Source organism: Acidovorax sp. GW458-11-26-14-TSB4 (genome assembly GCF_059423865.1).
In genome coordinates this window covers 38,665-57,696 of sequence record NZ_JBWKYR010000028.1, presented here as the reverse complement: position 1 = coordinate 57,696, position 19,032 = coordinate 38,665, and the positions used below count along the sequence as shown (strand labels likewise).

The following is a 19,032-nucleotide window of genomic DNA, read 5'->3' as shown; positions in this document are numbered from 1 at the left end:
GTCCGCCAGTTGCGGGCCTTCCCATGGTGGTGGTGTTTCACGGTCGTGGGCACCGCCACCATGTGGAAGTGTTTCCCCACATCCCAAGCAAAACGGGCTCCCCTATGGGAGCCCGTTTTGCTTGCGCGGGTTTGCCACAATGGGCCGGAATATTTGCAGCCCTGACCGCGCCATGACCCGCACTTCCATTGCCCTACCCCAGGACGTTTTCCAGATCGGCTCCACGTCGTTCTCGTTCTCCGCAGACTCCAAGGTGATCTTCGAAGACGGCGGCATGCGCTTCGATTTCAAGGCCGAGCCCCAACCAAAGCGTGGCACCTTGGGCCAGGAAGCCCTGCGCGCCTGGGATGTTTCCGCTGCACCGCACCTGTGGTCCAGCGGCTTGTTCCATTTCGATGACCGCGCGGGGGACCCGCACCAGGTGTTCTCCTACCCGCACACCGATCCAGACTCTCCGTTCCACCTCTACGTGCAAGGCGTGGCCTACGGCCTGCGCTTTTTCGGCCAAGTCGAGCTGGCCCCGGACCGCATCGCCCTGCACGGCGTGCTGCGCCAGGAGCACCATGACGATATCCAGGGCACACCGCTGCATTTGGTCCGCCACTTTCCCCGCGGCGAAGTGCGACCCAAGCCGCGCCACTTCCACAGCCTGAAAGCCGCACAGGCCGTGCCCGCCGGTACGGTGCGCCACCTGACCCTGCGCCAGCGATGGCGGCCGGAAACGCCCAGGACGGACCGGTTTCCCGAAGAAGTGCTGGCATTCACCGCCATCGAGTCGCTGATCCTGGACTACGCCTCCACGGACCATGCCCGCTTCACGGAACTGCCCGAGGCCATCGGCACGCTGCAGCAGCTGACCCGCCTGGACCTGTCGAACACCAGCGTGCAGCACCTGCCCGACGCCATAGGCGAGCTCAGGCAATTGCGCCATCTGGCCATGTCCCCGGGAACGCTCACCAGCGTGTCCGAACGGATCGCCCAGTTGCCCCACCTCGAACGGCTGGACCTGGCCTACAACCAGCTCACCACCCTCCCCGAAGCCATTGGCCACATGCCATCGCTCAAGGCACTGAAGCTCAGCGGCAATGCCTTCACCTCTCTACCTGCCTCGATTGACCGCATCGAGAACCTGCAGGTGGACGTGCGCTACCTGCCGCTGTTCCGCGACATGCGCTACCGCCCGGAAATCGAGGTGGCCACCAGCGCCGAGCCCTTTCTGGCAAGCAGCAGCCCCGCGCATGTGGCCATGCTGCATGCCGGCCTGGCTCGGCACGGCTTGCTGGACCACGAACCTGTGCTGCTGCGCCACACACGCCAGGCGCTGCGCTGGCGCACCACCGAGCCCGATGCGCCGCCGGTGCTGGGCGGCACGCGCTTTGGCGGCGCCCCCGATCTGCCGCCCGGCCTGCCCTACCCCACCACCGACGGCAAGCCTTGGCACTTCTATGCGCAGCTGGACCTGGACGCCCTGGCCGGGCTGCAGCGCTGGCTGCCGCGCACCGGGCGGCTGTACTTCTTTGCCAAGAGCCAGGACCCGTCCGATGGCGTGCGCGTGCTGCACGACACCTCGCCGCGCAGCGCCCTGGTGCCGCACGCCTGGGGGTCGCAGGTCGACTCCGTGGACGATATCAATGTGCCGCGGGCCTACAAAGGCTACCGGGCCGTGGTGGATGCCACCGTGTCGCTGCCCATCCTGTACAACAGCCACGAGCGCTATACGGGGGAGGATGCGGGCCTCATGGAGATCTATCGGGATGATGCACTGAGCGACACCTATGCAGAGTTGGCGGATGAACTCTCGATCAGCCCGGACAAACTGCATGGCGTGCATCTGCAGAACGCCTTTGTCTTTACCCAGCACGAAAGCCCCGAAGAGCAATCCGTGGCACTGCAGCGCGGCAGCCCCGGCGAGTGGGTGAACCTGCTGCGCCTGGGCTCGGACCAGCACCCGGGCTTCGAGTTCGGGGATGCCGGCACGCTGACCTTCACGATCCACCGCAAGGACCTGGCCCTGGGCGATTTCTCGCGCGTTCTCGCCTTCATCGAAAGCTGAATGCCCTGCGCCGCTCAGGTCGTCGTCTGCACATGCAGGCGGCTCGATTTGCAGCGGTGCAAGGCGTTGTAGTACTCCAGTCGCCGGCCATTGGCGCCGTAGGCGATGGATTCGATGCGCAGCAGCGGCTCCGGGGTCTCCAGCTGCAGCAGCCCACAGGTCTCGGCGTCGGGCAGCACGGCATCGATCCAGCGCTCGGCGCGCACCAGGCGCACGCCGTACTGGCGCCGCAGCACGTCGTAGAGCGAACGGTCATCGAGGCGCATGCGGTGCAGGCCGGGCGCCAGGTCGGCGGGCACCACGGTTTCCACCAGAAGGCGCAGCTCGCCATCCACACTGCGCAGGCGCTTCAAGGCCACGACCTGGGTGTCGTCGGTGAGGCCCAGCGCGCTGATCTCCTGCGGCGTGGGGTCGCGCAGCTGCTGCGACAGGATCTGGGTGCGCACCGAGCGGCCCTTGCGCTCCATCTCATCGGAGAAGCCGAGCACGGTGGAGACGAAATCCTCGTCGCGCTCGCGCGCCGCCACGAAGGCGCCGCGGCCTTTGATCTTGTAGATCAGGTTGTTGCGCACCAGGTCGGCCAGGGCCTCGCGCACCACGATGCGCGAGATGCCGAACTGCTCGCCCAGTTCGGCCTCGGACGGCAGCTTGGCGCCGATGGCCAGTTCGCCCTGCAGTATCTGCAGGCGCAGGGCATCGCGGAACTGCGCCCACAGGGGCGATTCGGAGTTGCGGTCGAGCAGGGGCTGGAGTTCGGTCGGTGCATTCACGTCAGGACGGGCTCAGGGCCGGATGGATGGTCAATGGTGCCTGAAAAGCCGGCGCGGCATCGGAATCGGGGGCTGCGGGCGCCAGGCGCACGCCATGGCGCTCGCGCAGTGCGGTGGCGCAATTGTGCAGTTCCAGCCGTGCACGCCCCGCATCCCACCCCAAAGCCTGTGCCGCGAGGCCCGCCATTTCAGCCAGCGCCGCATCCGTGACGAGGCCGCGGATGGCCAGCAGCGTGCGCCGGATCACCAGGTCGTCGAGGTGGATCACGCCGGTTTCGGTGCACAGCCAGGCCACCTCGGCCGCCGAGTAGTCGGGCGCATGCTGCAGCGGCACGTCGCCGGCCACCTTGAAATGCTGGGCCATGCGCAAGGCCTGGGAACCGTAGCGCCGCAGCAATGCCTGGGCACGGGCACGGGCCAGGCCGGAATCCTGGGCGATGCGGTCGATGAAGCGCTCGGTCGCCTGAGCGCCCTGCGGCATGTCGGTGCCGCCCCCAATGGGCAGCTGCCGGGTCGATGCCGCGCGCCCGCGCCCCAGCAGGTGCAGCACCTCGTCGCTGGCTTCCTCGGCCAGTGCGCGGAAGGTGGTCCACTTGCCGCCCACCAGGCCCACGACGGGTATGTCGCGCGACGGGGACGGCGGATCGATCACCACCGAATGGTCGCGCGAGATCTGCCCGGGCTTGTCGGCGTCCGAGCGCGCCAGGGGCCGCACGCCCACATAGGTGTAGACCACGTCGCGGCGGCCGAAGGCCAGGTTGGGGAAGACCTCGCCCAGCACCTCCAGCAGGTAGTCCACCTCGGCCGGTTCGGTGGCGATCTGGTCGGGGTCGTCCACCGGGATGTCGGTGGAACCCACGAGCACACGGTCCAGGAAGGGGTAGACGATGCACACGCGCCCGTCCAGCGCCTCGAAATACGCCATGCGACCACCCAAGGCGTCGCGCAGCAGGGGGTGGTCGAGCACCAGGTGCGAGCCCTTGGTGCCCATCACGCGCGGCACCGCGCCGCCCAGCAGTTCGGTGCTGCGGTCCAGCCAGGCACCGCTGGCATTGACCACGGCATCGGCCGTCACCTGCACCACCTCGCCAGTGACCTCGTCGCGCAGCGTGAGGGCCTTGCCCGCGCAGCCCATCACCCGGCAGTGGTTGCTGGCCATGGAACGGGGCTGGTCGCGGCAGGCGTCGCGCACCAGCTCCAGCACCAGCCATTCGGGGTGGCTGATCCAGGCGTCGAAGAAGGTCGCCGTCCAGCGCACGGCCGCGCGGAACAGCAGGCGGTCGGCCGGCTGCACGCGGCTGATGCGGTGGTTGGGCATCACGCGCTGGCGCCGGCCCAAGAGGTCGTACAGGCGCAGGCCCGTGGCCACGGCCAGCAGCCCGCGCGTGCGCTGGGGCGGCGTGCGGCCCAGGAACTTGAGCGCGCTGCTCATCAGCCCGCCGAAGAAGCTCGACAGCGGCACCACGGTCTTGAGCGGCTGCACCAGGTGCGGCGCGTTGCGCAAGAGCAGGTTGCGCTCGCGCGTGGCCTCGGCCACCAGCGAGAAGCTGCCGCTTTCCAGGTAGCGCAGGCCGCCGTGGATCATGCGCGAGGGCGCGCTGCTGGCACCGGCGCTGAAATCACCCTTGTCGACGATCAGGCAGTCCACGCCCTGCAGCGACAGGTCGCGGAACACGCCCACGCCGTTGATGCCGGCGCCCACGATCACCGTGGAGAAATGGCGCCCAGCCACGGCGGCGGGGCGCACGAAAGGCGATGCGGATGTGGTGTTCATTGCAAGGCCTCCACCTGCTGCACAGAAAGAGGCGCGGGCAGGGGCGTGGCGGGTGCGGGTGCGCGCTCTGGCGCAGGGCCGGCCAGGTGGCCAAAGACAGGGGACATGGTGGCTATCAGCTCGTTGAAGTCGGCATTGAAATCTGCATGGGCCCTGGCCTGGCCGGCATCGGGTTCGACCGTGTCGCAGGGCGCGTACAAGGCTTCGGCATCGATGCCCTGCGACAGGGCGGCATAGATGGCCGCGCCCCGCGCACCGGTCTCGTCGTCGGCACAGCGCTCCACCGGGTGCCCCAGCAGGCCGGCCAGCAGGCGCACCAGGCGGGTGTCGCTGGCACCGCCGCCCAGCACGGTGGATGCCGACACCGGCAACCCGCCCGACGCCAGCCGGGCGGTGTGGCGCGCATGCAGCGCCGCCACTGCATCGACCACGGCACGCGCCATGTCGCCGCGCGTGTGGTGGCTTTTGAGGCCCACAAAACCCGCAGTGACGCCGCCGCCGCCGTTCACGAAGGGCAGAAAGCGCAGGCCCCCGGCACCCAGCGGCACCGACATCGCCAGGTCGACCACCGCACGCGCATCGGGCAGGCCCAGCACGCCGGCCAGCCAGGCGATGTTGGCCATCGACGAGGGGCTGTTCTCCATGTACAGGCGCCGATCCTGCGGGCCGAAGTTGACGGTACCCGCCACATCGGGCCGGGGCTCGAGCACCGGCCCTATCACGGCATTGACGCACCAGGTACCCAGCACCGATACCGCGCGGCCCCGCGCCTCGGCCCGCACCGCCGTCATCGCGGCCAGCAGGTCGATGGCTCCCATGGCCACGGGGATGCCGGCCGGCAGGCCATAGGCCGACACTGCCGACGCTTGCACCGTGCCGATGACCTCGCCACTGCGCACCAGCGGCCCGAAGGCCTGGGGCCCCAGGCCCACAATGCCCGAGGCGGCAAAGGCCAGCGGCGACCAGGTGCCAGTGGCCACGGACAGCAGGCCTGCCGTGCTGGCATCGCTGGCGTCGGTGGCGATCTCGCCGGTGAGCAGAAAGCCCACGTAGTCCTTGGCGAACATCAGCCGCTGCAGGGCGCCGCTGCGCACCGCATCGCTGCCCAGCAGCTCGGCGGCGATCACGGTCGGCTGGCCCGGCCAGGGCTGGCAGCCCACTTCGGCCTGCAATTGCTCCCCCCGGCTGGCTGCCAGCGACTGGGCACGCGCCGCGGCGCGCTGGTCGGTGGATGCCACGGCGCGGCAGCCGGCCAGCTCCTGCTGGGCATCGAGGGCGTACAGCCCGGCGCCATGCCCGGTGCAGCCGATGGCGCGGACATCGTCCACACGGCGACCCAGCTGGTGGACCACATCGCGCAATACCGCAGCCAGGGCCGCATGGATGTTGGCAGCCGCCACCTCGCAGCCGCCGCCGGGAAGGCGGTCATGCTGCAGGGGCATGCGGGACAGGGCCACGGTGCGGCCGCTCGCGGCCTCCAGGGCCAGGGCTTTGAGGCTGCTCGACCCGAGGTCGATGCCGATCAATAGTTGGGTCTTCATGTCATAACAGCTTCCGCTGAACCAGCCGGCATATCCAGTAGTGTTTCCCCTAACTATCTGGCTGTTCGATCCACGTTTACATTCTACCTGTCATAACAACTGTCGTGACACCAAGCACCCCATCCCAGCCCTGGAGAAAGCAGCAGCACATGCTGCACCGTTCAACAAGAGGAGACAAAAATGAGGCGTAATTTCCTGAAGTCCGCAGCAGCCGCCGGTATCGGCCTGGCCGGCACCAGCACATTCGCACAGCAGCCTGCAGCAGCCCCTGCCGCCGCGGGTGGACTGCGTGGCAACCCCAGCGACGTCTATGTGATGAACGTCATGGTCTCGGGTGTGGAGTACTGGTTCCCGGTCTATGAAATGATGAAGCAGCTGGGCCGTACGCTGGGCGTGCGCACCCGCTACACCGGCACGCCGGAGTACGACGTGAACAAGCAGTTGGCCTCGTTCGAGCAGGAGCTGGCACGCAAGCCCGCCGGCATCCTGCTGCACCCGATGAACCCCGACCCCTTCATCGAGCCCATCAACCGCGCCGCGGCCATGGGGATCCCGGTGGTCACCTTCGCGGCCGACTCGCCCAACTCCAAGCGCACCTCCTTCATCACCTCGGACAATGAGCGCGAAGGCAACCAGGCGGCCGACGCCATCGCCGCGTCGATGAACGGCAAGGGCGAGTTCGCCGTGCTGGAAAACCCCGGCCAGGACAACCACGACCGCCGCATCGCCGCCTTCATCAACCGCATGAAGACCAAGCACCCCGGCATGAAGCTGGTGGGCCGCGCCGCCAGCAACCAGGACCCGAACAAGGCCTACCAGGCCGTGCAGAGCCTGGCGCAGGCCAACCCCAATCTGGGCGCGCTGTTCATGCCCGAGGCCAACTCGGCCCTGGGTGCGGCCCAGGCCAAGGTCGAGACCAAGAAGAACATCAAGGTGATGTGCTGCGACGTGAACGCCAAGATCCTGGACATGATCAAGTCCGGCGATGTGTTCGGTGCCATCAACCCCAACCAGGGCATGCAGGGCTACATGGGCATGATGATGCTGTTCCTGGCCAAGAACCCCGGCCTCATCGACCCGATGAACGACGCCAAGCGCAACGGCACCAACCCCATGGCCGTGCCCTTCCTGGACAACGGCCTGGCCGTGGTCAGCAAGGCCAATGCCGACGACTTCTACTGGGACAAGTACCTCGCACGCCGCGGCACCAAGGGCATCAGCGAGTGAGCACCACCACCATGGGCGCCCCCCTGCTCGCGTTGCGCGGCATCTGCAAGCGCTTTGGCGCTTCGCATGCGCTCTCGGGCGTGGACTTCTCGCTGCAGGCGGGCGAGATCCACGCCCTGTGCGGCGAGAACGGCGCGGGCAAGTCCACGCTGATGAACATCATCGATGGCATCCACCAGCCGGACGCGGGCGAGATAACGCTCGACGGCCGCGTGGTCACCATCGATGGACCAGCCCAGGCCATGCGCCTGGGTATCGGCCTGGTGCACCAGGAAATCGCCCTGTGCGCCGACGCCACAGTGGCCGAGAACATCTTCATGCCCGAGATCAACGCCGGCCGGCAGGCATGGATGGACTACGCCGGCCTGAACGCGCGCGCCGCCCGGGTGCTCCGGCGCCTGGGCCAGGACATCGACCCCGCGGCCTGCGTGGGCGACCTGCCCATCTCCAGCCAGCAGCTGATCGAGATCGCCAAGGCGCTCACGCTCGACTGCAAGGTGCTGATCCTGGACGAGCCCACCGCCGCGCTCACGGACAACGAGTCGGCCGCCCTCTTCCGGGTGCTGCACGACCTCAAGGACCAGGGCATAGCCATCATCTACATCAGCCACCGCATGGCCGAGATCTTTGCACACTGCACGCGCGTGACGGTGCTGCGCGATGGCCGCAACGTGCATTCGGGGCCCCTGTCGGAGCTCGATGCCGACGCGCTGGTGCGCCGCATGGTCGGGCGCGACCTGGGCAACTACTACCCGCCCAAGCAGCAGGATGCGGACCGCGGCGGGCCGGTGCTCGAAGTCAGCGGCCTGGCCGATGGCGAACGCGTGCACGGGGTCTCGTTCACCGTGCAGCGCGGCGAGATCCTGGGCATCGCCGGGCTCATGGGCGCCGGGCGCAGCGAACTCGCGCAGACCCTGTGCGGCCTGCGCCCCGCCACCGGCGGCAGCGTGTACCTCAACGGCAAGGCGCTCTCGATCCGCAAGTACAGCGATGCGCTGCGTGCAGGCATCGCCTACCTGAGCGAGGACCGCAAGGCCGCAGGCGTCTACCTGGACCTGCCGATCGCGCAGAACATCGCCTCGATGGCGCTGGCGCGCGTGAGCTCACGTTTCGGCCTGCTGCAGCGTGCGACCGAGCACCGGCTGGCGCAGGAGCTGGGCGCGCGCCTGAAGCTCAAGTCCGATGGCGTGCAGATCGAGGTGGCCAGCCTCTCGGGCGGCAACCAGCAGAAGGTGGCCATTGCCAAGCTGCTGGCCACCAACCCCGCGGTGCTGCTGATGGACGAACCCACGCGCGGCGTGGACGTGGGCGCCAAGTCGGAGATCCACCACATCCTGCGCGACCTGGCCTGCCAGGGCGTGGGCGTGGTGGTGATCTCTTCGGAGCTGCCCGAGATCATCGGGCTGTGCGACAGGGCCCTGGTGATCCGTGACGGCCGCGTCGCGGGCGAAGTGCAAGGCACGGACATGACGGAAGAGGCCCTGCTGCGGCTGGCCTCGGGACTGGAATCACGACAAGAGGAAATGGCATGAATCACCCCGCACAACTGGACGCCGGCTCCGTCGCCGGCCTGCAGCCGCCGCGCGAGGCACCCGGAGGGCCCGGAAAACCCGGGGTCCCCAAACTCACCAGCATGCGCGAGATGGGCCTGCTGGTCATCATCCTCGCGCTGTGCGTGGGCATGAGCTTCGCCTCGCCCTACTTCCTGACCTGGGACAACATCCGCGCCATGCTGCTGTCCTTCTCCATCGAGGGCATCGTGGTCGTGGGCATGACCATCCTGCTGATCGTGGGCGGCATCGACCTGTCGGTGGGCTCGGTGGTGTGCTTTGCCATGGTGGTCACAGGCAAGCTGTTCCTGATGGGCCTGGACCCATGGACGGCCGGGCTCATCGCGATAGCGGCCAGCGCCCTCATCGGCGCCATGATCGGTGGCTGCGTGGTGCGCATCGGGCTGAACCACTTCATCGCCTCGCTGGCCTTCATGGTCATCGTGCGTGGCCTGTGCCTGGCGCTCACACAGGGCACGCCGCAATCGCTGTTCTCGCTGCCGGCCTCGTTCAAGTTCATCGGCCAGGGCAACCTGTTCGGCATCCCTGCGGTGATCCTGATCTTCCTGTCCATCGTGGTGGTCAGCGACTTCGTGCTGCGCCGCGCCAGCCTGCTGCGCCGGGTGTTCTACACCGGCAGCAACGAGAAGGCGGCGCTGTACTCGGGCATCCGCACGGGCCATGTGAAGTTCTGGGTCACGGTGCTGTGCGCGGCCTCGGCCGGCCTGGCGGGCGTGATCTACACCGCGCGCTTCGGCGCGGCCACGCCGACCTTCGGCGTGGGCATGGAGCTCAACGTGATCGCCGCAGCCGTGATCGGCGGTGCCAGCCTCAAGGGCGGCTCGGGCACGGTGCTGGGCGCCGTGCTGGGCCTGGCCCTGCTCTCGGTGGTAACCAGCTCGCTGATCCTGCTGGACGTGTCGCCCTATTGGCAGGACGTGATCAAGGGCCTGATCCTGCTGGCCGCCGTGACCATCGACCACCTCATGAACACCCGAAAGACCAAGCGATGAATGCCGTGATGATGAACCCCGCCATGAAGACCACCACCCTGGGCCCTTCGGGCATCCAGTGCTCGGCCATTGGCCTGGGGACCTGGGCCATGGGCGGCTGGATGTGGGGTGGGCAGGACAGCGCCGCCGCCACCGAGGCCATTCACGCCTCGCTCGACGCCGGGGTGACGCTGATCGACACCGCGCCAGCCTATGGCCTGGGTGCCTCCGAGCAGCTCGTCGGTGCCGCGCTCAAGGGCCGCCGCCATGAGGCGGTGATCGCCACCAAGTGCGGCCTGGTCTGGCACACGCAGCAGGGCACGCACTTCTTCGACGAGGACGGCCACCCCGTGCACCGCCACCTGGGCCGGGCATCGATCTTCCACGAGGCCGAGGAGAGCCTCAAGCGCCTGCAGACCGACTACATCGACCTGTACATCACCCACTGGCAGGACAGCACCACGCCGGTGGAGGAAACCATGGACGCACTGCTCACGCTCAAGCGCCAGGGCAAGATCCGCGCCATCGGCGTGAGCAATGTGGACGCGCCGACGCTGGCCGAATACCTGCGCCACGGCCCCGTGGATGCCGCGCAGGAGCGCTACAGCCTGATCGACCGCGAGATCGAGCAGACCCTGCTGCCCCTGTGCGGCCGCAACAATGTCGCCATCCTGGGCTATTCCTCGCTGGCGCTGGGCCTGCTGGCAGGCCCCATCGACCCGTCCCGCGAGTTCACCGGCGATGATCAGCGTGCCAGCAACCCGCGCTTCAGCGCGGCCAACCGCGGCCGGCTGAAGGCCTTCTTCGACGAGCTGGAGCCCCTGCGCCGGCAGTTCGGCTGCTCCTTCGGCCAACTGATGATCGCCTGGACGCTGGCCAGTGGCAGCGTGTCGGTCGCGCTGTGCGGGGCGCGCACGCGGGCGCATGCCACCGAGAACGCCACCGCAGGGGCACTGGACCTGCCCGAGGAAGCCGTGCAGCGCATCGACGATGCCGCCAGTGCCCATCTGAAGGCCCTGGCCTGACCCGTATCCACCCCTTCTCAACCCAAGGATTTCTTCGTATGTCGAAAGACAAGACCGCACGGCTGAACCGCCTGCTGACCAACGGCCGCTGCCTCGATATCGCGCTCGACCATGGCGTATGCAACGAACCGAGCTTCCTCAACGGCCTGGAGGACATGCCCCAGGTGATGGACAAGCTGGTGGCCGCCGCACCCGATGCCATCCAGCTCAACTACGGCCAGGCCGACCTGCTGCAGGACCGCCCGGGCCGCGACAAGCCCGCGCTGGTGATGCGCATCGACATGGGCAACCCCTACAACGCCACGGCCCACCGCGTGATGTGGGCGGTGCTGCAGAACGAGCACGACCCGGTGCTGCCGGCCGTGCAGCGCGACGCCGCCTGCGTGGTGGTCAACCTGTTCATGCTGCCCAATGAACCTGACCTGTTCCGCCAGTGCGTGCAGAACATCGCGCGCGTGCGCGCCGACTGCGACCGCTATGGCATGCCGCTGATGATCGAGCCGCTGGTGATGCGCCCGCACAGCGAGCAGGGCGGCTACATGGTCGATGGGGACGCCGAGAAGATCGTCACCCTGGTGCGCCTGGCGCGTGAGATGGGGGCCGACATCGTGAAGGCCGACCCGACCACCGACCCGGCCGAATTCCACCGCGTGGTGCAGGCCGCGCGCTGCCCGGTGCTGGTGCGCGGCGGCGGCCGCGAAGACCTGCAGCAGGTGTTCGCGCGCTCGCGCGTGCTGCTCGACCAGGGCGCCGTGGGCATGGTCTATGGGCGCAACGTGTACCAGCACTCCAAGCCCTCGGCCGTGGTCGATGCTCTTATGGCCATGATCCACCGCGGCGCCAGCGCCGCGGCCGCGTGGGATATCTACACCACCGGGACGCACGCGTCCTGACGCGAAGAAGAAGGCAAGCGCTCAGAAGGCTGCGCACTGACGGGCACAGAGAAGGAAAAGAGGGAGTCCAGGAGAAAGAGCCCTGCGGCCGGTGGCGGCGATGCCACCGGCCCGGCGTGCCTGCGCACGCCGACGCCGGGCTGTCGGAAAGATCGAGGAAGAAGGTCCGCCAAGGACCACACAAACAGGAGACGACGATGAAAATCCGGTATTACCTGATGGCACTGCTGCTGCCGTTCGCCACCTTGCTCACGCATGCGGCGATCACGGGGGTCAACCCCATGACCACGCTCACCACCATGGCGGCTGCGGTCACGCAGGCCGCCGAGGTTCCGCTCCCGCTGCAGGGGCCGGGCCTGGGCAATCTCACCTACACCTCGGCCGAGCTGTTCAAGCCGGTCTCCATGATCACCCGCGCCTCGGGCGACGTGCCGGCCACCTACCCCGGCCGCAAGGACTACGGGCTGAACGTGGGCATCATGCTCAACGGCTATTTCCTGACCTCCTTCGCGCCCGACAGCGGCCTGGGCCCCGGGGGCTTTCTGCTCTACGACGTGTCCAACCCGCGCGCCATCGTGCTGGTCAAGAAGATCTACGAGCCCGAAGGGCGCACCAAGGAGTTCCGCGAGGCGCACGCCTTCGGAACGGCCAAGATCGGCGGCAAACAGTACGTGGTGGTGCCCAGCATCAAGGGCATCGAGTTCTGGGACTTCGCCGACATCAACAACATCCAGCAGGTCAAGAAGCTCTCGCTGCCGACCGTGAATGGCGGTGACTACACGAATGTGGCCTGGCAGCTGTGGTGGCAGGCGCCCTATGTGTACGTGGCCTCGGCCAACGACGGCGTGTACATCGTGGACGCCACCGACCCGGCCAATGCCGTCATCGCCAACCGCGGCGCAGGCAAGCCCAACCCGGTGCCCACGGGCGAGCTCGGCGGCTTTCGCGTGGGGCCCATCTTCACCATGGGCAACCACATGGTGCTCTCCTCGATGGACAACACCGACGGCTTTGCCAGCCTGGATATCTCCGACCCGCTCAACCCCAAGGTGCTGGACACCGTGGGCTCCAACCCCAACTACTACGCCACCTGCTTCGACGGCCGCAACCTGCACGCATCAGCCCGCGGCGGCGGCGCCAGGATGTACAGCTACGACCTGCTGGACCGCACACAGTTCGTGGTGGAGGACAACCGCCTGGTCATCGACGAGCAGCTGTACTGCGGCACACAGGACCACTATGTGTTCCAGGGCGCGCAATTCAAGGTGCACAAGGTGGACGTGAGCAACCCGCTCAACCACGTGGAAGTGGGCCAGGGCAGCCTGTTCGCCACCAACGACCCCGAGTACTCGCACTCCGACCACGGCCAGGTGGCGCCCATGGGCAACCTGCTGTTCATCGGCAACGACCATGGCTCGGGCAGCGGCTTCATCGTGCACCAGACGGCGCCCGACACCACGCCGCCGGCCGTCAAGCAGACCTCGCCCGCCAACGGCGCCAAGCAGCAGGCGCTGACCTCGCGCATCGGCGTGGGCCTCACGGACAGCATCCGGCCCGAGAGCGTGAATGCCGCCACCTTCATCGTGCGCCCTGTCAATGGCAATGCGCTGGCCGGCACCTACAGCGTGCAGCTGGGCATCATCAACTTCCACCCCACGCAACCCCTGACGGCCGGCACCAGCTACGAGATCGTGCTCACGGCCGGTGGCGTGAAGGACTATGCGGGCAACGGCATCGCAGCCGAGTACAAGGCGGTGTTCCACACCGGCAACGCCACCGACATCAGCCTGATGAACCACTGGCCGCTGTCGACCACCCTGACCGACGAGATCGGTGCCAACAACGGCACGGCCTCGGCGGCCGACCAGTTCGGCAGCATCGGCCTGAACTTCGCGCAGCGCACGGGCGGCGTGCCGCTCAAGAACGACAGCGTGGCCACGGCCCTGGGCGGCACGGCCTCGCTGGCCTTCTACATGAAGACCACGCAGGCCGGGTCGGTCAACGCCTGGACGGCGCCCGGCCTCTTCGGCCGCGACCAGTCGGGCGGGGCCGACGACGTGTTCTGGGGCTGGATCGACAACACCGGGCGGCTCAATCTCTCGGTGGGCAACGTGGCGGCCGACAAACCCGGCACCCGCTCCACCACCGCCGTGAACGATGGCAACTGGCACCACGTGGTGATGACGCGCGACGCCGCCTCGGGCGCTCAGACGCTGTACATCGACGGCACCAAGACCAGCTCCACCGGCCTCACGGGCACCAAGGGCCTGTCCAACAAGTTCGCGCTGCTCGGTCAGATACAGGGCAACACCGACTTCTTCCGCGGCAGCCTGGCCGACGTGCGGGTCTACGGGCGCGTGCTCAGCGATGCGGACGTGGCGCAGTTGCGCTCGCAGGCCATCATCGGCGATGCCGGCGTGAGCGGCGGGCCGCAACTGGTGAACGGGCAGTTGAACTTCGCCCCCACCCGTCTGGGCGGCGACACCGGCGTCACCTACCGCTGGAACTTCGGCAACGGCACGCAGACCGCCTTCTCGTCCCAGTCCAACACCACCTACAGCTACAACCGCCCCGGCCACTACACGGTGACGCTGACGGTGCGCAATGCCGCGGGGCAGGAGACCTTCTACACCTACAACGTCACCGTGACCTTCCCGGTGACGGCCACGGCGCCCACGCATTCGAGCAACATCGTGGGCGATGCCAACAGTGTCTATGCCGTCAACCCCGACAGCGGCACGGTGGCCGCCATCGATGCCCAGTCCCTGACCAAGCGCTGGGAAACCCGTGTGGGCGACGAGCCCAAGACCCTGGCCCGCGCGCCGGACGGCCGCATCTGGGTCACGGTGCAGGGCGAAGACAAGCTCGTGGCGCTGAACCCCACCGACGGCAGCATCTCGGCCACGGTGAACCTGGCCTACGGCAGCGGTCCCTACGGCGTGGCCTTCACGCCCAATGGCAGCAAGGGCCTGCTGACGCTGGAGAGCAAGTCCACGCTGGTCGCCTTCGACCCGGCCAATGGCAGCACCACGGGCACCGTGGCGCTGGAGGGCGATTTGCGCGGCATCGCCGTGGCGGCCGATTCGCAGACGGTCTACGTCACGCGCTTCAAGTCCAAGATGACGGGCGGGCAGTTGCACAAGGTGGGCCTGAGCACCATGGGCCTGCTGTCCACCATCGCCCTGCCGGTGGACACCACCACGATCGACACCGAGAACAGCGCGCGCGGCGTGGCCAACTACCTGAGCCAGGTGGTGATCTCGCCCGATGGCTCGCGCGCGGTGCTGCCGGGCAAGAAGGACAACATCGTGCGTGGCCGTTTCCGCGAGGGGACCGACCTGCTCCACGACCAGACGGTGCGCTCCATCCTCTCGCAGGTGGACCTGTCAGCGGCCATGCACCTGCTGCCCGAGCAGATCGACTTCGACGACCGGGCACCGGCACGCGCCGCCCTGTTTTCGCCTGCGGGCGACTACCTGTTCGTCGCGCAGATGGAGGGCAACAACGTCGCCATCGTCGATGCCTACACCCGCGCCGTGCGCGGCGAGATCAACGCCAGCAGCGCGCCCCACGGCCTGTACCTGGACGCTGCACGCAAGCGGCTGTTCGTGAACAACTTCCTGGCGCGCTCGGTCACCGTGCACGATGTGGCCGACGTGCTGGCCTCGCGCAGCGCGGCGGCGGTGTTCCTGCAGAACGTGGCCACCGTGGCGCAGGAGCCCCTGGCTGCCGCGGCGCTGCGCGGCAAGCTGGTGTTCTACAACGCGGCCGACCGGCGCATGAGCAAGGACAACTACATGTCCTGCGCGAGCTGCCACGCCGATGGCGGCGACGACGGCATGGTCTGGGACTTCACCCAGCGCGGCGAGGGCCTGCGCCGAACCATCAGCCTGCAGGGCCGGCGAGGCACCGGCCACGGCAAGCTGCACTGGAGCGCCAACTTCGACGAGGTGCAGGACTTCGAGAACGACATGCGCAGCGCCTTCGGCGGCACCGGCTTCCTGAGCGATGCGGACTTTGCTGCCACCAGCGACCCGCTGGGCGCCCCCAAGGCCGGCCGCAATGCGCAGCTCGACGACCTGGCGGCTTATCTCGCCTCGCTGAACAAGTACATGCGCAGCCCGGCGCGCGCGGCCGATGGCAGCCTCACGGTGGAGGCCGCGCGCGGCCAGGCCCTGTTCGCCAACGCCAACTGCGCCAGCTGCCATGCGGGCGGCACCTTCCAGGACGGCCTCCGGCACGACGTGGGCAGCATCCAGGCATCATCGGGCAAGGGCGCCAACCAGCCACTGGCTGGCGTGGGCTTCGACACGCCCACCCTGCTGGGCAGTTGGGCCGCCAAGTCCTACCTGCACAACGGCCAGAAAGCCAGCGTGGCGGACGTGCTCGCCGGCGGCCACGGCAACGTGGCCGGCCTGCCTGCGGCCGACCGGCTGGCCCTGGCCGACTACGTGCGCTCGCTGGACACGGCGGCCGAGTACACCACGCGCCTGCGCTCCAGCCACAGCAGCCTGTGCGTGAACATCCGCGGGGCCTCGGCCGCCAGCGGCGCGGTCGCGATCCAGTGGCCCTGCGGCACGGCCAACAACGAGACCTTCACGGTGCGCAATCTCGCGGGGGGCTATGTGCAGCTGGTGGCCAAGCACAGCAACCTGTGCCTGGCGCAGGACAGTGCGGCCACCAGCGGTGCGGGCGTAGTGCAACTGGCCTGCACGGTGGGCAACACAGCGCAGTGGACGCTGGCGGGATCGACGCTGCGCAACCGAGCCTCGGGCGCCTGCCTCGACGTGCCCAACAACTCGACCACGCAGGACATCCCCCTGCTCACCTGGACCTGCAACGGCGGCAACAACCAGAACTGGACGCAGTTGCCCTGAGCGCCTGACGGCGCTCTCCAAAAGCCCGCGGCTGCATATGCAGCGCGGGCTTTTTACGCCCATTACTGTTTTCAAAACTGGAACAGTCAGTTCGCGACTAAGTGGTTTTTCCCTGAACGCATGCGGCGTACAGTTCAACCCATCGATGAGCCGAACCCGCATGGCGACTCACCGAACCCGGTTCAGGAATGGTTTCTGGGCCGGTTTTTCGAGACGCTTTTTTGATTCCGAGGATTTCATCATGAACACCACCGCACGCTTCCTCTCCATCGCCGCCGTTGCCGCGCTCGCGTCGTTCGGCGCCCACGCCGACGAGGCCGATGGCTCGCAATTCGCCCTCAAGTTCGAGACCAACCGGACCCGCGCCGAAGTGGCCGCCGAAGCCGCCGTGACGGCCCGCACCCACAGCATCGAGCCTGCTGGCTCCCGCGTCGTGACCCACCAATCGACGGCCGACCGCGCCGCCGTGCGAGCCGAGGCTGCCAAGGCCCTGCGCACCGGCCAGCTCTCGTCGGGCGAAAAGGGTTACCTGTGATCCGCGCCGCCAAGTCCCCGTTTTCTGAACATTGACTGGAGTCCCACCATGAACAACACCGCCCGTTTCCTCTCTGTCGCAGCCCTGGCCGCCTTCGCCTCTTTCGGTGCCCATGCCGATGAAGCCGACAGCTCGCAGTTCGCCCTGAAGTTCGAGACCAACCGGACCCGCGCCGAAGTGGCCGCCGAAGCCGCCGTGGAAGCCCGCACGCACAGCATCGAGCCCGCCGGCTCCCGCGTGCTGAGCTACCAATCGACCGCCGACCGCGCCGCCGTGCGTGCCGCCGCCGCCGAAGCCGTGCGCACCGGCCAGATCCCTTCGGGCGAGATCGGCGTGCTGTAAGCAGCACCCGTGCAAGGCTACAGACCGCAACTGCAGTCAGCATGCAAAAGGCCGGAGCCCCGCAAGGGGCCCCGGCCTTTTTCGTGGCTCGTGACTTTTTGCTTATTGCAGCACGGTCACGCCGGTCTTGGCCTGCAGGGCCTCGAACGTCACGCCAGGGGCCAGCTCGATGAGCTTGAGGCCCTCGGGCGTCACGTCCAGCACGGCCAGGTCGGTGATGATGCGGTCGACCACGCCCACGCCCGTGAGGGGCAGCGTGCACTGGGGCAGGATCTTGAGGTCTTCGGTGCCGTCCTTCTTCTTGGCCACATGCTCCATGAGCACGATCACGCGCTTGACGCCGGCCACCAGGTCCATGGCGCCGCCCATGCCCTTGACCATCTTGCCCGGGATCATCCAGTTGGCCAGGTCACCCTTTTCGCTGACCTGCATGGCACCCAGGATGGACAGGTTGATCTTGCCGCCGCGGATCATGGCGAACGACTGGTCGCTGCCGAAGATGGACGAGCCCTTGATCGTGGTCACGGTCTGCTTGCCGGCGTTGATCAGGTCGGCGTCCACCGCGTCTTCGGTCGGGAAGGGGCCGATGCCCAGCATGCCGTTTTCGGACTGCAGCCACACTTCCTTGTCACCCGTGAAGTTGGCCACCAGCGTGGGAATGCCGATGCCCAGGTTCACGTAGAAACCGTCTTCGAGTTCTTGCGCCGCACGGGCGGCCATCTGGTCTTGGGTCCACGGCATGGTCAGGCTCCTGCTTTCTCGGTGATGGTGCGTTTTTCGATGCGTTTTTCGGGGTGGGCGTTGTGCACGATGCGGTGCACATAGATGCCGGGCAGGTGGATGTGGTCGGGCTCGATGGCGCCGGTTTCCACCACTTCTTCCACTTCCACGATGCAGACCTTGCCGGCCGTGGCGGCAGCGGGGTTGAAGTTGCGCGCCGTCAGGCGGAACTGCAGGTTGCCGGACTTGTCGGCGCGCCAGGCCTTGACCAGCGAGACGTCGGGCACCAGCGAGCGCTCCATCACATAGGTTTCGCCGTCGAACTCGCGCAGCTCCTTGCCCTCGGCCACGATGGTGCCCACGCCGGTCTTGGTGAAGAAGGCCGGGATGCCCGCACCACCGGCACGCAGCTTCTCGGCCAGCGTGCCCTGGGGCGTGAATTCGAGCTCCAGCTCGCCCGCCAGGTACTGGCGCTCGAACTCCTTGTTCTCGCCCACGTAGGAGGAGATCATCTTCTTGATCTGGCGCGTCTCGAGCAGCTTGCCCAGGCCGAAGCCGTCGACACCGGCGTTGTTGGAGATCACGGTGAGGTTCTTCACGGCCGAATCGCGCAGCGCGTCGATCAGGGCCTCAGGAATGCCGCACAGCCCGAAACCGCCAACGGCGAGCAGTTGGCCATCGGCCACCACGCCTTCCAGCGCCTTGGCTGCGGAGGGAAAAATCTTGTTCACCA

General features: G+C 67.7%; 14 protein-coding genes. 9 read left to right on the top strand and 5 right to left on the bottom strand.

Annotation, left to right across the window (positions count from 1 at the left end):
• Positions 1 to 172 precede the first annotated feature (172 nt).
• Complete coding sequence (locus tag AC07X5_RS29555) at positions 173 to 2,053, top strand: DUF1963 domain-containing protein (protein ID WP_494773037.1); 1,881 nt, start codon at positions 173 to 175, stop codon at positions 2,051 to 2,053.
• 14 nt (positions 2,054 to 2,067) lie between these two features.
• Here AC07X5_RS29555 and AC07X5_RS29550 read toward each other — a convergent pair whose 3' ends face one another.
• The 3 genes from AC07X5_RS29550 to AC07X5_RS29540 are packed head-to-tail and all read right to left on the bottom strand — an operon-like array spanning position 2,068 to position 6,138.
• Complete coding sequence (locus AC07X5_RS29550; protein WP_228896140.1) at positions 2,068 to 2,823, bottom strand: GntR family transcriptional regulator; 756 nt, start codon at positions 2,821 to 2,823, stop codon at positions 2,068 to 2,070.
• Between the two features lies 1 nt (position 2,824).
• Positions 2,825 to 4,597 carry a glycerol-3-phosphate dehydrogenase/oxidase gene (locus AC07X5_RS29545; protein WP_494773036.1) on the bottom strand — a complete coding sequence of 591 codons (1,773 nt, stop codon included), beginning with the start codon at positions 4,595 to 4,597 and terminating at the stop codon, positions 2,825 to 2,827.
• Complete coding sequence (locus tag AC07X5_RS29540) at positions 4,594 to 6,138, bottom strand: FGGY family carbohydrate kinase (protein ID WP_494773035.1); 1,545 nt, start codon at positions 6,136 to 6,138, stop codon at positions 4,594 to 4,596. Before AC07X5_RS29540 ends, AC07X5_RS29545 begins: the two co-directional genes overlap by 4 nt.
• Before the next feature lie 180 nt (positions 6,139 to 6,318).
• On the opposite strand from AC07X5_RS29540, the gene AC07X5_RS29535 reads away from it, so the two are divergent.
• From AC07X5_RS29535 to AC07X5_RS29500, 8 genes are all read left to right on the top strand, one after another.
• Complete coding sequence (locus AC07X5_RS29535) at positions 6,319 to 7,365, top strand: substrate-binding domain-containing protein (RefSeq protein ID WP_494773034.1); 1,047 nt, start codon at positions 6,319 to 6,321, stop codon at positions 7,363 to 7,365.
• 11 nt (positions 7,366 to 7,376) lie between these two features.
• The gene (locus AC07X5_RS29530) at positions 7,377 to 8,897 is read left to right on the top strand and encodes a sugar ABC transporter ATP-binding protein (RefSeq protein ID WP_494773039.1); all 1,521 of its coding nucleotides are present in this window, start codon (positions 7,377 to 7,379) and stop codon (positions 8,895 to 8,897) included.
• On the top strand, positions 8,894 to 9,928 hold the full coding sequence (locus AC07X5_RS29525) for an ABC transporter permease (protein ID WP_409963984.1): 1,035 nt from the start codon (positions 8,894 to 8,896) through the stop codon (positions 9,926 to 9,928). The genes AC07X5_RS29530 and AC07X5_RS29525 overlap by 4 nt, the downstream gene beginning before the upstream one ends.
• Positions 9,925 to 10,932 carry an aldo/keto reductase gene (locus AC07X5_RS29520; protein ID WP_494773033.1) on the top strand — a complete coding sequence of 336 codons (1,008 nt, stop codon included), beginning with the start codon at positions 9,925 to 9,927 and terminating at the stop codon, positions 10,930 to 10,932. The genes AC07X5_RS29525 and AC07X5_RS29520 overlap by 4 nt, the downstream gene beginning before the upstream one ends.
• A gap of 38 nt (positions 10,933 to 10,970) precedes the next feature.
• Positions 10,971 to 11,825, top strand: a complete 855-nt coding sequence (locus AC07X5_RS29515; RefSeq protein WP_494773032.1) for a class I fructose-bisphosphate aldolase — start codon at positions 10,971 to 10,973, stop codon at positions 11,823 to 11,825.
• Positions 11,826 to 12,022: 197 nt separating this feature from the next.
• Positions 12,023 to 16,702, top strand: a complete 4,680-nt coding sequence (locus AC07X5_RS29510; RefSeq protein ID WP_494773031.1) for an Ig-like domain-containing protein — start codon at positions 12,023 to 12,025, stop codon at positions 16,700 to 16,702.
• Positions 16,703 to 16,943: 241 nt separating this feature from the next.
• Entirely contained in the window at positions 16,944 to 17,237 is a 294-nt protein-coding gene (locus AC07X5_RS29505) for a DUF4148 domain-containing protein (protein ID WP_409963992.1), read from the top strand.
• A 48-nt stretch (positions 17,238 to 17,285) separates the two neighbouring features.
• Positions 17,286 to 17,579: a DUF4148 domain-containing protein gene (locus AC07X5_RS29500; protein ID WP_409963994.1), complete on the top strand. Its 294-nt coding sequence runs from the start codon at positions 17,286 to 17,288 to the stop codon at positions 17,577 to 17,579.
• Positions 17,580 to 17,681: 102 nt separating this feature from the next.
• On the opposite strand, the gene AC07X5_RS29495 is transcribed toward AC07X5_RS29500, so the two are convergent.
• Both AC07X5_RS29495 and AC07X5_RS29490 read right to left on the bottom strand, forming a co-directional pair.
• Complete coding sequence (locus AC07X5_RS29495; protein ID WP_007854410.1) at positions 17,682 to 18,320, bottom strand: 3-oxoacid CoA-transferase subunit B; 639 nt, start codon at positions 18,318 to 18,320, stop codon at positions 17,682 to 17,684.
• Positions 18,321 to 18,322: 2 nt separating this feature from the next.
• On the bottom strand, positions 18,323 to 19,030 hold the full coding sequence (locus AC07X5_RS29490) for a CoA transferase subunit A (protein ID WP_184865521.1): 708 nt from the start codon (positions 19,028 to 19,030) through the stop codon (positions 18,323 to 18,325).
• Between the last annotated feature and the right edge of the window lie 2 nt (positions 19,031 to 19,032).